Source organism: Desulfarculus baarsii DSM 2075 (genome assembly GCF_000143965.1).
In the GTDB taxonomy this organism is placed as follows: Bacteria; Desulfobacterota; Desulfarculia; order Desulfarculales; family Desulfarculaceae; genus Desulfarculus; species Desulfarculus baarsii.
Genome location: NC_014365.1, coordinates 267,503 through 281,509, shown reverse-complemented (window position 1 = coordinate 281,509; position 14,007 = coordinate 267,503). Strand labels below are relative to the sequence as shown.

The 14,007-nt window shown below is 63.0% G+C and carries 12 protein-coding genes; 8 read left to right on the top strand and 4 right to left on the bottom strand.

Translation table 11 applies throughout. From position 1 onward, the window contains the following. Positions 1-30 precede the first annotated feature (30 nt). Positions 31-483, top strand: a complete 453-nt coding sequence (locus DEBA_RS17980) for a hypothetical protein (protein ID WP_148227750.1) — start codon at positions 31-33, stop codon at positions 481-483. A gap of 97 nt (positions 484-580) precedes the next feature. Next, entirely contained in the window at positions 581-3,049 is a 2,469-nt protein-coding gene (locus tag DEBA_RS16620) for a PAS domain-containing protein (protein WP_013257083.1), read from the top strand. On the opposite strand, the gene DEBA_RS18265 is transcribed toward DEBA_RS16620, so the two are convergent. After that, positions 3,035-3,175 carry a hypothetical protein gene (locus tag DEBA_RS18265; RefSeq protein WP_187288575.1) on the bottom strand — a complete coding sequence of 47 codons (141 nt, stop codon included), beginning with the start codon at positions 3,173-3,175 and terminating at the stop codon, positions 3,035-3,037. The two genes, DEBA_RS16620 and DEBA_RS18265, sit on opposite strands and share 15 nt — an antisense overlap. Positions 3,176-3,201: 26 nt before the next feature. Here DEBA_RS18265 and DEBA_RS01230 point away from each other — a divergent pair, with 26 nt between their 5' ends. Next, positions 3,202-3,768 (top strand): thioredoxin family protein, encoded by a 567-nt coding sequence (locus tag DEBA_RS01230; RefSeq protein WP_013257082.1) that lies wholly within the window; start codon positions 3,202-3,204, stop codon positions 3,766-3,768. A 69-nt stretch (positions 3,769-3,837) separates the two neighbouring features. On the opposite strand, the gene DEBA_RS01225 is transcribed toward DEBA_RS01230, so the two are convergent. Beyond that, entirely contained in the window at positions 3,838-4,041 is a 204-nt protein-coding gene (locus DEBA_RS01225) for a hypothetical protein (protein WP_013257081.1), read from the bottom strand. Between the two features lie 362 nt (positions 4,042-4,403). Between DEBA_RS01225 and DEBA_RS17550 the strand changes: the two genes are divergently transcribed. Then, a complete protein-coding gene (locus DEBA_RS17550; RefSeq protein WP_013257080.1) occupies positions 4,404-5,528 on the top strand; it encodes a cytidine deaminase in 1,125 nt (374 codons plus the stop codon). Between the two features lie 90 nt (positions 5,529-5,618). On the opposite strand, the gene dnaN is transcribed toward DEBA_RS17550, so the two are convergent. Further along, positions 5,619-6,731 (bottom strand): DNA polymerase III subunit beta, encoded by a 1,113-nt coding sequence (dnaN, locus tag DEBA_RS01215; protein WP_013257079.1) that lies wholly within the window; start codon positions 6,729-6,731, stop codon positions 5,619-5,621. A 360-nt stretch (positions 6,732-7,091) separates the two neighbouring features. Continuing rightward, positions 7,092-8,465 carry a chromosomal replication initiator protein DnaA gene (dnaA, locus tag DEBA_RS01210; RefSeq protein ID WP_013257078.1) on the bottom strand — a complete coding sequence of 458 codons (1,374 nt, stop codon included), beginning with the start codon at positions 8,463-8,465 and terminating at the stop codon, positions 7,092-7,094. Between the two features lie 253 nt (positions 8,466-8,718). Between dnaA and DEBA_RS01205 the strand changes: the two genes are divergently transcribed. The 4 genes from DEBA_RS01205 to cooS all read left to right on the top strand — a co-directional run bounded on the left by DEBA_RS01205 (position 8,719) and on the right by cooS (position 13,969). After that, complete coding sequence (locus DEBA_RS01205; RefSeq protein ID WP_013257077.1) at positions 8,719-9,480, top strand: ATP-binding protein; 762 nt, start codon at positions 8,719-8,721, stop codon at positions 9,478-9,480. A gap of 287 nt (positions 9,481-9,767) precedes the next feature. Next, the gene (locus DEBA_RS01200; protein WP_013257076.1) at positions 9,768-11,363 is read left to right on the top strand and encodes an acetyl-CoA decarbonylase/synthase complex subunit delta; all 1,596 of its coding nucleotides are present in this window, start codon (positions 9,768-9,770) and stop codon (positions 11,361-11,363) included. Between the two features lie 171 nt (positions 11,364-11,534). Next, on the top strand, positions 11,535-11,702 hold the full coding sequence (locus tag DEBA_RS18260; protein WP_013257075.1) for a hypothetical protein: 168 nt from the start codon (positions 11,535-11,537) through the stop codon (positions 11,700-11,702). A 200-nt stretch (positions 11,703-11,902) separates the two neighbouring features. Beyond that, on the top strand, positions 11,903-13,969 hold the full coding sequence (cooS, locus tag DEBA_RS01195) for an anaerobic carbon-monoxide dehydrogenase catalytic subunit (RefSeq protein WP_013257074.1): 2,067 nt from the start codon (positions 11,903-11,905) through the stop codon (positions 13,967-13,969). The last annotated feature ends 38 nt before the right edge of the window (positions 13,970-14,007 follow it).

Here is a 14,007-nt window from a genome sequence, read left to right as displayed (position 1 = left end):
AACACGTCCGCGCGCAACTATTGGAATTCATTGACGGCCTTTCGCGCCAAAGCGCTTGCCTGGCCGACCTGGAAGAAGCCTGCCAACAACAACCCCAAGCCTACGACCCGCGTTGCGCGGCCCATGACGTATGGCGGCTGGCCAAATCCGCGCCGGCCGCCGGCCGCTGAAGCGGTCGGCGCGCGGCTGGCGACCATGACCGAAGAACAGTTCAACCCGGAAATCTATCAGCACGTCCAAACGCTTTTGGCCAAAGCCCGCCAGTTGTGTCAACTTTCGGGCGAATACGGCGACGCCAACGAGTTTGTCCTGCGCCACGGCCAGGATATCAAGGCCGTCACCGACGGGCTCGAAGCTATTTTACCTTTTTGGGCTTCCATGGCGGAATCGGCCGGCGTCTCGGCCGAGCTTTGCGACAACGTGACAAGGCAACTGGCGCTGATCAAGCACCGCCTGACCACGCGGGCCGGTTCCCGCCATTGATAATATGGCGGGCCGGGGGCGGCATGCCCCCGGCTTTCCGCCCGAGCGCTGCTTCTGAACCGCCACAGCCTGGTTAGATCATCCAAGGAAGCGACACATGGGAGCAATCACGGCCGAGGGCGCCGCGCGACGTTTGAGCCAAAGCCCGCTGCCCCATTTTCAAACCAAAGTCATCGACGGCCTGCGCCAGATGGTCGTTTTTCTCGATCCCCACGGCAAGATAACCTGGGCCAACGAAGCTGCCTGCAAAAAAGCCGGGCTGTTTTTGGATTCGCTGATCGGCAACCCCTGTTGCCGCGTCTGGGGCCAACAGTCCCAGCGTTGCGCCGCCTGCCCCCTGAGCGAGGCCATGGCCCGCGGCGTCGAGATGAAATCGCGCCTGGACCTGGGTGACGAAGGCCAGTGGGAAAGCTCGTTGACGCCCTATTTCAACGAAGGCGGCATGCTCCTGGGCTTCGCCGAGGTGATCGCGCCATACGCCCCGCCGCTGTTGGACAAGTTCACCCACGACCTATCTTTTCGGGCGCTGCGTTGCCTATGCAAAAGCGCCCAGAGCATCATCGCCGGCGAGAGCGAAGCGGCCATCATCAACCAATGCTGCCGCATCGTCGTCGAGGAAGGCGGCTATCACGCGGCGATGATCGTCTACGCCAACCAGGATCAAAAGCGCGCCCTGTCCCTGATGGCCTTCCACGGCCTGGACTATTTCGAAACCAACGCCATAGTCAAAAACCTCAGTTGGGACGACGACAAGCAGTCCACCAGCATCACGGCCAAGGCCATCAACAGCGGCGGCCACCAGATCGTCTACGATATCGCCGCCATGCCCAACTACCAGCCCTGGCGCGACATGCTGCTGAAAAAAGGCCTGCGCTCGTGCATCAGCCTGCCCCTGCGCGACGAGGCCGGCCGGGCCCTGGGCGCGCTGACCGTCTTCGCCCGCGAGCCATATTCTTTTTCCAGCGAGGAAGCGGCCATCCTGCAAAACCTGGCCGACAACCTGTCTTACGGCGTGCGCATCATCCGCGCCCGCCGCGAAAAAGCCATGCTGCTGTCGGCCATGGGCCAGATCGCCGAGGGCCTGGTCTACGTCGACAAAGACGGCGTCATCGGCTACGTCAACAAGGCCGCCGAGGAGATCAGCCAGTTCGACAAGGAAGAACTGCTCGGCTGCCACTACTCGATCATTTATCCCAAAAGGCCGGGCCAGGGCCTGCCCGAGTCCCTGAAACAGGCCCTAAAGGAAGGCCGGCCCTGGAGCGGAAGGCTGACCACCAGCCGCAAAAACGGCCAAACCATCGTCGTCGAGGCCAACATCTCGCCGGTGACCAACGAGATAGACAAAGACACCCACTATTTCCTGGTGGGCAAGGACGTCACCGCCCAGATCGCCCTTGAAGCGCGTCTGCGCCAGGCCCAGAAAATGGAGGCCATCGGCACCTTGTCGCGGGGCATCGCCCACGATTTCAACAACATCCTGGCGGCGATCATGGGTTTCACCGAGGCCTCGCTGGGCCGCCTGGACGACCGACAAGCCCTGGCCAACAACTTGGGCGAGGTGGTCACCGCCTGCGAACGGGCCCAGATCCTGGTGCGGCAGATCCTCAGCTTCAGCAAGCCCAGCGAACGAAACCGCGCGCCCATGAAAATCAAGGCCGTCACCGACGAAGTCTTGAACATGCTGCGGGCCACCTTGCCGGCTACGGTCGAGGTCCAGGCCAACACCGACATCGAAAGCCGCGTCATGGCCGACTCCACCGAGCTGCATCAGGTGCTGATGAACATCTGCGCCAACGCCGGCCAGGCCATGCCCGGCGGCGGCGTGCTGCGCGTGAGCCTCTCGGAACAGACCGTCGTCGATGTCGAACCCCTGGCCGGCATTCATTTCACCAACGCCAGGCCCGGACGCTTCGCGCGCATCGACATCGCCGACACCGGCCACGGCATGAGCCAAGAGACCATGGACCGCGTGTTCGACCCCTTTTTCACCACCAAGCAAAAGGCCGGCGGCAACGGGCTGGGCCTTTCGGTGGCCATGGGCATCGTCAACTCCCTGGGCGGGGCGGTGACCATGCGCAGCAAGCCCGGTCAAGGCTCGGTGTTCAGCGTGTTCCTACCGCTGACCCAAGAAATGCCGCCCGAGGAAAAACCCTATGTCGTCGATCAGGCGCCCGTGGGCAGCGAAACCATTTTGCTGATCGACGACGAACCACAACTGGTCGACGCCACCACCATGATCCTCGAGGACCTGGGTTATCAGGTCGTGGGCAAGACCTCGCCCGAATCGGCCCTGCGCGACTTCAACTCCTCGCCGGAGCTGTTCGACCTGGTCATCACCGACATGACCATGCCCGGCATGACCGGCGAGGAACTGGCGCGCAACTTCCTCAACGCCAGGCCCAGATTGCCGGTGATCATCCTCTCGGGCTATCACAAGCGTGGACCATCGCCCTTTGGCAACCTGGCCAACCTGACCTACCTGGACAAGCCCATCCGCCGCCTGGATCTGGCTCAGGCCATCCGCCGGGCCCTGAGCCGCGCCGACGAAAACCTACGCGCGCGCTAAAAAAACAATCGCGCGGGCCGCGCCCATGACGGCAAAATAAATTATGCGTGTGGGCGGGGCGGCCAGCGGCGTCGCCACGCCCGCGAACCAGCCGGAATCCATGCGCGCCGACAGCCGGCTGATCAACCAAGACATCCAACCATGGAGCGCAAATGAACAGCCCGGAATGGAACGTCAACTGGCGCGCGGCCTTTGAATGGGCCCAACAGGCCGGCCGGCCCGTGCTGATCGACTTTCACCTGCCAGAGTGCGTCGGCTGCCGGATGATGGAGGCCGAGACCTTCCCCGACCGCGATGTCCGCGCCACCATCGATGGCCACATGACGCCACTGCGCGTTCACGCCGACGCCCTGCCCCACAGCGAAGACTATGGCGTGCGTTGGACGCCGTGGCTGGTCGTCGCCGCCGCCGACGGACGCCAACTGCAAGCCGCCGCCGGTTTTCAGCCGGCCGCCGAGCTGACGCCGTGGCTGCTGCTGGGCCTGGCCAAGTTTGAAATGCTGGAGCGGCGCTGGCTGGGCGCGCTCAATCACCTGGAGCGCGTCATCAGCCTGCACCCCAAAAGCGCCGCCGCCGCCGAGGCCGTGTTTCTGCGCGGCGTGGCTGGCTATCGCCAAAGCGCCCAGGCCCTGCACCTCAAAAGCGCCTATCGAAAATTGACCGAGGAATACCCAACCAGCGTCTGGGCCGGCCGAGCCAGGCCATACAAGAATTTCTGAGCCCCACAAACGAAAAAAAGCGCGGCCAAGCGCCCGTTCAACACGCCGCCGGCCGCGCCGAAAAAGGCCTCAGGCGCTCATGAACTGGCCCGAAGGCATCATGTCGTCGGAAGGCGCGGAGCCGTGCTTTTGACGATATTCCTTGCGCTTGCAGCTCGCTTGCCCATCGCCGCGGCAATATTGCCGGATAAACCCCCGACAGGCCAGATCCTTGCTCTCGGCGTATTTCTTGAAAAACCCGCATTTTGCTAGAAGTTCGCATTCAGCGGCCATGTGCTTTCTCCCAGAAGATTCGATAATAATTATCAAATTAAACATAGCCGTTGGCCAGCATTCTGACAAGCGATTATTCACGGGAAAAGCAAACTTAAACGCAAGCTTGTTTCATAATATTGATCAGTTTAATTAAACAGTTAATCGGTGGGCAATTTGATAATCAATGGATATTGCGCTGCTATATCAGAAAAGCAAAAAAAATTTAAATAGATAAAAACTCCTATATAACGATGTAATAAACGATAAATATTTCAACATTATCGCCCAGGGTCGAACCGCCTGCCAAAAACGCCCTTGGCCCTCGGCCGCCGATGATTCATACTCCAATCAAAAAAACACGACAAACCGGAGGCCAGGCCATGAAAAAGACGATCGCCCTGCTTCTCGCCGCCATCCTGCTGACCTGGGCCGGGCCAGCCATCGCCGGCAAGCGCGAGGTCATCTACGCCTTTGACAACGCCTTCCCGCCCTTCACCTACGTCGAGGGCGGCCAGCCCAAGGGCTTCGAGATAGATGTGCTGCAACAGGCCCTGGAAGGCAGCGGATTCAACCTGATCATGCGGCCCGGGCCGTGGGACGAGATTCAGCGCCAGCTCAAAGCTGGCAACGTCCAGCTCAGTTCCGGCGCGGCCAAGACGCCCCAACGCGAGAAAGACCTGCTCTTCCCCGATCGGCCCACCTGCGAGCTGGACGTGCGCATCTTCACCGCCGCCTCGTCCAAAATACGCACCATCGCCGACCTGGACGGCCGCACCGTGGCCACCCAACGCGGCTCACTCTACCAGCAGCTCCTGGCCAAAAAGACCAAGGCCAACCTGCTGCTTTTCGACAACGAGCCCCAGGCCCTGCAAGCCCTCAACGACGGCCGGGCCGACGCCTGCGTCATCGCCGGGCGGGCGGGCCACTTTTTCATCAAAAACCAGGGCTACAAAAACATCAGCGCCGTGGGCACGCCTATCCAAGTCATCAATATCTACTACCTCATCGCCCGCGATCGCCCCGACTTGGCCAGGGCCATCAGCCAGGGCCTGGCCGCCATCCAGCAAGACGGCCGCTTCGAGCGCATCTATCGCCGCTGGTTCGTGCCCAAGCTCGAGGAAAAAGAGATCAAAAGCCTGATCGAGGCCGCAACCAAGGCCTCGCGCATGGCCTACGCGCCATATTCCAAATTCCAGGTCGGGGCGGCCGTGCTCAGCGGGGCCGGGGTCATCCACAGCGGCGCCAACGTCGAAAACGCCCTCTACAACCTGACCGCCACCGCCCTGACCACCGCCGTCCTGAAGGCCGTCAGCGCCGGCGACACCGACATCAAGGCCGTCGTCAACGTCCTGCCCGGCGGCGCGCTGGCCGCGCCCTCGGCCGTCGATCGCCAGCTCATCTACGAATTCAACCGCGGGGCCCAGGTGATCATGCGCGGCCCCGACGGCAAGATCATCCAGCCCACCGTGGCCGAACTGATTCCATATCCCTTTGACATGCGCTGAACGGACGTCGCCAAACAAACAACGCGGCCGGAGACAATCGCTCCGGCCGCGCCGTTTTTTACATTCAGCCCCAACCAGGGCCGCGCGCTTCTAGAGGCGCATGGGCATGATCACGCTGAGGAAGCCCTCGTCGCCCTCGCCCTTGATCAGGCAGGGGTTGTTTTCGTCGACAAAGGCCAGGCTGATCACCTCGGAACGCATGGCCCCGCACAGGTCGAGGAAATAACGGGCGTTGAAGCCCACCGTGAACGATTCGCCTTCGTAATCGACTTCGATCGTCTCGCGGGCCTCGCCCAGGTCCGGGTTTTGGCTGATCAGCTCCAGCAGGCCCTCCTTGAACGAAAGCTGCACGCCCTGGAAACGGTCGGTGGCCAGGATCGAAACGCGGCGGATCACCTCGCCGAAGGCCTGGCGGTTGACCAGGGCCACCCGGCCGGCGTTTTTGGGGACGACCACTTCGTAGTCGGGGAAAGAGCCCTCCTGCATGCGCAGAATCAGCGTGGCCCCGTCTTTCTTGACCACCGCGAACGAGGCGTTGAGGCCCAGGCTCAGCCCGCCATCCTCGGCCAGGCGGCGCATCTCGGCCACGCCCTTGCGCGGGATGATCACCCCGCCGGCGATGTCCAGGGCGGCCAGGCCCGGAATCTCGCGGTCGATCAGGCTCAGGCGATGGCCATCGGTGGAGACCATGCGCAGGATCTCCCGGTCGTCGCGCCGCCGCTTCTGGACGAACAAACCGGCCAGATTGAAGCGCGTGTCCTCCTGCGAGATCGAAAAGATGGTTTTTTCGATCATCTCGCCCAAAACGTCGCCGTCAACCTCCAGGCAGCTCAGGTCCGCGATGTCGGGCAGCGCCGGATAATCGGCCGCCGAAAGCCCGACAAGGTCGTAGCTGGCCCGGCCGCCGGTCAGGTGAATGTGCTGATTTTCTTTTTCTTTTAGATAAACGTCGTCGCTGGGCAGCTCTTTGATGATCTCGTAGAATTTGCGCGCCGGCACCGTCACCCGGCCGGGCTTGTTGACCTTGGCCTCCAGTGAGCCCTGGAAGCTGATCTCCAGGTCCGTGGCCGTCACCGTCAGCCCGCCGTCGGCCGCCTCCAGCAAGACGTTGCTCAAGATGGGCATCGATGTGCGCTTTTCGACCACCGACTGGGATTTTTGCAGATTCCTGGCCAGATCTTCCTTGCGCGCGGTTAGTTCCATCCCGTCCCATCCCTTTGGCAAAAATGTCCGCACCTCATGGCCCGCGGCTTCATTAAAGCAGAAATTTCAGCCCAACGCAAGCGCCCCTTCAAGCCAAAGAATTTCGTGATATCAACTTGTTGATCGAGGCTCACCCTTTCCCGCCCTTGTTTGCCCGCGTTTTTTCGGCCCGCCCCCCTTAAGAACTAATATTAATTTTCCTTTAAGAAATTAGTAGTGGAAGTAATGAATGTATAAATGTGGAAAACCAACATAACGCCTCGAAAGCAAAGCAAAAAAATAGCCCGGAGTTTTCAACTTCCACTCCGGGCTTTCCACCGCCCGCCCGGCCGGCGGCGCGGTTTTCCACATTGCGGCCGCTCAATCCACCGGCGTTTCGCCGCCCTCCAACAACTCGCGCTCCAGCGTGCGGATCTCCTCGGCCAGCGCCGCTTCCCGGGCCATCTGGCCCTGGATCTTTTTGACGCCCTTGACCACCGTGCTGTGATCCTTGCCGCCCAGGGCCCGGCCGATCTCCGGGTAGGACTGACCCGTCAGTTGCCGGGCCAAAAACATGGCCACCTGCCGGGGCCTGGTCACGTCCCTGGTCTTGCGCGAGCTTTTCAACTCGCCCACTCGCACGCCGTAGCGCGCCGCCACCGTCTGCAACACCTCCTCCACCGAAACCTGGCGCTGGGCCATCAACGGCCCCACCACCCGCCGCGCCAGCTCCAGCGTCACCTCCACGCCCTGGAAGCGGCTCACGGCGATGATCCGGTTGAGGTAGCCCTCCAGCACGCGCACGTTGCTTTCGGGTTGACGGGCCAGGAACATGGCCACCTGGTCGGAAAGGTCCATGCCCTTGGCCAGGGCCTTGCTTTGCAAAATGGCCACCATGATCTCCGAGGGCGGCGGCTGCAGGTCGGCCGTCAGGCCACCCTCGAAACGCGTGCGCAGCCGCTTGACCACCCCCTGCAATTCACGAGGCGGGTCGTCGGAGGTCAGGACGATCTGCCCACCCGACTCTTGCAAGGCGTTGAAGGTGTGGAAAAGCTCCTCTTGCGTGCGCTCGCGGCCGGCCAGAAACTGGATGTCGTCGAGCAGCAGGCAGTCCAGGCCGCGGTATTTTTCCTGGAACCGGCCGATGCTGTCGAAACGCACGGCCTGGATCAGCTCGTTGGTGAAGGCCTCGCAGGTGGTGTAGAGCACCTTGGCCCGGGGGTCACGCTGATAAAAGGCGTTGCCCACCGCGTGCAAAAGATGCGTCTTGCCCAGGCCGGCCCCGCCGAAGATCAAAAGCGGGTTGTATTGCCGGCCCGGCTGCTGGGCCACCGCCCGACAGGCCGCGTGGGCCAGCTCGTTGCACGTGCCGACGATGAACGTTTCGAAGGTGTAGCCGGGCTTGAGCGTGGGCTGGGCCAGCGAAGTCAGCGCCGGCGCGGCCGGGGCCGGCTGGGCCAGGGCCGGTTGGGCCTCGACGGGCCGCGAAGCGGGAACTGGGCCGTTGCCGGTCTCGAAACGCAGCCTCAACGGCCGCGCCGCGCACTGGCTTATCACCTGTTCGAGTTGTGAAAGATAATGATCCTTGATCCAATCGACAAAAAATCGGTTGGGGGCCGAGATCACGGCCCAGTCGGCCTCCAGGCGCATGGCCAGCGGGGCCAGCCAGGTCTCGAACTCGCGGTGGTCCACCTGGCCGCGCATGGTTTGACGGACTTGCTCCCACAAGACGGGCCGTCCGATGTCGCTTTGCATGGTCATGTCGTCCAACTATCAGTAAAAACTAAAATTATTTGGCGGAAACAACTTCGCCGCCAGCGCGGCGCGCTCTTTTCGCCGGCGGTCGAGGGGCAGTGTATACGAAAAAGACACTTTCTGGCAACAATAAGCCACACGTGGGTGTGAATTTTACCCCCAATGCGCGCGGTTTTTTTGGCTGGACGGTTTGGCAAAATGGCCGGAAACTGATAAACAATACTAAACCTCAGCATGAAGGGAGGAGCGCGACTTGGCCTACACCATCGCCGTGGCGGGCAAGGGAGGCGTGGGCAAGACCACCGTCTCTGGCCTGCTGGTCAGATATCTGGTCGAGCAGGGGCTGAAGCCCGTCCTTGCCGTTGACGCCGACTCCAACAGCAACCTCAACGAAGTGCTCGGCCTCGAGCTCAACATGACCCTGGGCGATGCCCGCGAGGACATGAAAAAAGGCCAGAGCCATGGCATGACCAAAAACCTTTTCATCGAGATGCGCGTCAATCAGTGCCTGGAAGAGGCCGAAGGCTTCGACCTGATCGCCATGGGCCGGCCCGAGGGCGCTGGCTGTTATTGCGCGGCCAACCATCTGCTGACCGCCAGCATGGATCAGCTCGCCGGCAACTACCGTTTTCTGGTGGTCGACAACGAGGCGGGCATGGAGCACATCAGCCGGGTGACCACCCAGCGGGTGGATTTGCTGCTGGTGGTCAGCGACCCCAGCCGGCGCAGCATGACCGCCGCCGCCCGCGTGGCCGAACTGGCCAAGGAGATGGGCATCCTGGCCGGCGATGCTTTTCTTATCTTATCGATGGTGCGCGGCGAACTGGCCCCCGAGCTTAGCGCCTCGGCCGCCGAGATGGGCGTGGAGCTGGCCGGTTTCATCCCCGACGACGAGGCCCTGGCCCAGGCCGACCTGCAAGGCCGGCCCACCAGCAAGCTGCCCGCTGACAATCCAGCGGTGAAGGCGGCCTTCGCCATCTTCGACAAAGTGATCCCCGCCGCCTGGCGGCAATAGGGCTAACCGAGCAAGCTCATGGATTAATTAGGGAAGAACGCGCCGTGCGTGCATTAGTGAAAAAATGCGTTTTTGCTTGACAGGTATTTGCCTTTGTCGTAGCGTGGGTGCGCTTTTCCTTAATATGCAAAAAAGCGGTGGTATATTAATCGGTGGAATGTATCCACCGTGCACATAACGCGCCATCTTTTCGCACCCCCGGAACACATCGGCCGGGGGAGGCCCTGCGAATGGTGACCGCGCCAAGGCGATGTTGATGAATCACTTTGCAGCGGGAGGGAGTTGCTGTGGGCTTTGAAGTGACCAAAGTCGACTACTCCGGAAAAATCAGGGAAGTCGCCGTCGGTCAAGGCGACAAGATTGCCAAAATTGGTGGCGAGAACTGCTATCCTTTCCACATTTTCGAGGGCAGCATGCCCAACCGGCCGCTGGTGGCCATGGAAGTGTGGGACATGGAGCCGACCGAGTGGGCCGAGGCCTGCGCGGCGCCTTTCAAGGGCGTCCTGGGCGATCCGGCCGCTTGGGCCAAAAAATGCGTCGAGGAGTACGGCGCGGACGCCATCGTCGTTCAGCTCAAATCCACCGACCCCAACGGTGACGACGCTCCGGCCGAGCAGGCCAGCGCGGTCGTGGGCAAGGTCCTGGGCGCGGTCAGCGTGCCGGTGATCGTCTGGGGCAGCGCCAACGGCGCCAAGGACGCGGTGGTGCTCAAGAAAATCGCCGAGGACTTCGAGGGCAAGAACCTGCTCCTGGGCCCGGTGGAGGAAAGCAACCACAAGCAGATCGGCGCGGCCTGTCTGGCCTACAAGCATCAGGTCATCTCCTCCAGCCCCATCGACGTCAACCTGGCCAAGCAGCTCAACATTCTGCTTGGCAACCTGGGCGTGCCCCTGGATCGCGTCGTCGTCGACCCGACCACCGGCGGCCTGGGCTACGGCATGGAGTACAGCTACTCGGTGATGGAGCGCCTGCGCATGGCCGCCCTGCTCCAGGACGACGACAAGCTGACCATGCCCATGATCAACAACGTCGGCAACGAGATCTGGAAATCCAAGGAAGCCAACATCGCCGGTGAGGAGGCCGCCGCCGCCAACCTGGGCGACAACGCCAAACGCGGCGTGTTCATGGAAGTGGCCGCGGCCACGGCTTACCTGCTGGCTGGCAGCGACATCCTGATCCTGCGTCACCCCGATTCGGTGGCCACGGTCAAGAAGATGATCGACGGCATGATGGCCGACCGCGCCCCCGCGGCCGCCCGCGTGGCCTCCGATCGTCCCAAGGCCGCCCTGATCCCCGGCGCCAAGGCCCCGGCCAAGCCTGCCGCCGCCGCGCCCGCGCCCAAGCCTGCCGCCGCTCCGGCCGCCAAGCCTGCCGCCGCCGCTCCGGCTGCCGCCGCGCCCGCGGCTGCCGCCGCGCCCGCGGCTGCCGCCGCGCCCGCGGCTGCCGCCGCTCCGGCCCCGGCCCCGGCCGCCGCCGCTCCGGCCGCCGCCGACGCCGAGGCCAGGGCCAAGGCCGAGATGGAAGCCAAGGCCAAGGCCGAAGCCGCCGCCAAGGCCGAAGCCGAAGCCAAGGCCAAGGCTGAAGCCGCCGCCAAGGCCGCCGCCGAAGCCGAAGCCAAAGCCAAAGCCGAGGCCGAAGCCAAGGCTGAAGCCGCCGCCAAGGCCGCCGCCGAGGCCGATCTGGAGGCCCTGCGCCGCCAGCGCCGCGACGAGCGCGAAAAAATGGCCGCGGCCATGGCCCAAAAAGAAGCGCGCGAGGACAAGGGCGAGGTTTACGGCGAGGGCATTCCCGTCGACGTCGCCGGCCCCGACGCCGTTTACGTTATCAAGAGCCTGGACCGCTTCCGCCTGCGTGGCGACGGCGTCCTGTCTCACCGCAAGTAGCGCCTCCCCGGCTCGCGCCAGGCGCGGGCCGTTGACGACGGGGCCGCGTGGGTTGGCCAACGGTCGGCCGGATGATAGTCGTCACCGGAGGTGCCGGGAAAGACTGATTACCGCTCGGGGGCCGTGGGGCTCCGAGAGCGCTGAACAATTGATCCTGGAAGGAGCCACGAGATGACGACACAGACGAAGAAAGCCGAAGGAAACGGCGCCAAGCGCCAAGGCGTGGTCTTTGGCCAGCCGCCCGAGCCCGGCACGGCCGGACCGGAAGCCACCTACATCATGAAAAGCCTGGAGCGTTTTCGCCTGCGCGGCGATGGCGTCTTGGGCAAAAAGAAATAACGGCCCCGACGGGGCTTTCCCCGGCCCGGGCAAGGGCCGGACCTCTCACGCCGGGGGTTTTCGAGGGAGGATGCGCCGACAAACGGCGCGACCCGCGAGGGTGAAAAGCTAAACACGGCTGTGCAGCTTGCTCCCCGGCGAGCGAGACGAAAAGAAAAAGAGGGGGCGAAAGCCAACCTTAAAATGAGGAGGAACCTCTGATGTCGGACCAGATCAAGGCCAAAGTCGCCGCGGCGGCCGAAGAATCGGCTTCCACCAAGAAGGCCGACCCCAAAGCGTCCAGCGTCGACATCGCCACCATTCAGATGTTGGCCAAGGCGCAGCGCGACAACGTCGAAACCATTTTCGACCGCGCCGTGTCCATGAAGCCCTGCAACATCGGCGAGCAGGGCACCTGCTGCAAGATTTGCTCGCAGGGCCCCTGCCGCCTGCCGCTGCCCAAGAAGGGCATCGAAGGCAAAGACACCCGCAAGGGTCTGTGCGGCGCCACTCCCGAGACCATCGCCGCCCGTAACTTCGCCCGCATGGTCGCCGCCGGCGCCGCCGCCCACAGCGACCACGGCCGTGGCGTGGCCGAGGTCTTTTTGACCGCGGCCCGCAAAGGCACCCACGACTACGGCATAAAGGACGAGCAGAAGCTGCTGGAGATCGCCCCGGACTTCGAGGTGCCCACCACGGTCATCGTCGATGGCCCGAATGGCGAAAAAATCGAGCAGATGCGCGACATCTACGACATCGCCGAGGAAGTGGGCGTCAAGGCTCTGGGCCAGTGGGGCCAGCAGGACGGCGAGATTTATAACGCCAAGCGCGCCCCCAAGGCCCGCTACGAACTGTGGCGCAAACTCGACGTGGTGCCTCGCGGCATCGACCGCGAGATCGTCGAGATCATGCACCGCACCCACATGGGCGTGGACCAGGACTACCACAACATCGTCAAGCAGTGCACCCGCGCCGCCATCGGCGACGGCTGGGGCGGCTCGATGATCGCCACCGACCTGCAGGACATCATGTTCGGCACGCCCTACCCCACCCAGGGCGAGATCAACCTGGGCGTGCTGAAGCAGGACCACGTCAACATCATCGTTCACGGCCATGAGCCGCTGCTCTCCGAGATGATCGTCGTGGCCTCCCAGTTGCCCGACATGGTCGACTACGCCAAGAGCAAGGGCGCCCACGGCATCGTGCTGGCCGGCATGTGCTGCACGGCCAACGAGATTCTGTGCCGCCACGGCCTGCCCATCGCCGGCAACTACCTGCAGCAGGAGTTGGCCATCGTCACCGGCGCGGTGGACGCCATGGTCGTCGACGTGCAGTGCATCATGGAAAACATCGCCAACGTGGCCGACTGCTATCACACCAAGATCATCACCACCAACCCCCGGGCGATGATAGAATCCGGCCACACCACGCACATCGAGTTCGACGAGCACAACGCCCTCGAGGACGCCAAGAAGATCGTCAAGACCGCCATCGACAACTTCCCCAACCGTCATGGCGAAGCGATGATCCCCAGCGCCAAGGAAAAGATGGTTGTCGGCTTCAGCTACGAGGCCATCAACTACCACCTGGGCGGCACCTTCCGCGGCAGCTACTGGCCGCTCAACGACAACATCATCAATGGCCGCATCCGGGGCATCGGCGGCGTGGTTGGCTGCAACAACGCCCGCTCCATGCACGACAGCGCCCACTTGACCGTGGTCAAGGAGCTGCTCAAGAACGACGTCATCGTTCTGACCACCGGTTGCAACGCCATGGCTTGCGGCAAGGCCGGCCTGCTCTCTCCCGAGTCGGCCAAGGTCTTCTGTGGCCCGGGTCTGGCCGAGGTTTGTGAAACCGTGGGCATCCCGCCCGTGTTGCACATGGGTTCCTGCGTGGACAACAGCCGCATCCTGATGGCCGCCACCCAGGTGGTCAAGGCCGGCGGTCTGGGCAAGGACATCTCCGACCTGCCCGCGGCCGGTTCGGCGCCCGAGTGGATGAGCGAGAAAGCCATCAGCATCGGCCACTACTTCGTCGTCAGCGGCGTCTACACCGTCTTCGGCGTGGGCCTGCCCGTGACCGGCGCGCCGCGCTTCCAGAAGCACCTCTTCGAGGAGCTGGAAGGCATCTACGGCGGCATGTGGGACATGATCGTCGATCCTTATGAGCATGCTCAGGCCATGATCCGCCACATCGACAAGAAGCGTGCGGCGTTGGGCCTCGACAAGAAGAAAGAGCGCGTGCTCATGGACATGGCCGACCGCCGTCAGTTGGAAGAAGTGGCCTAGGCTCACGCGAAACGACCTCTAGAAAGGGGGAACCTGAA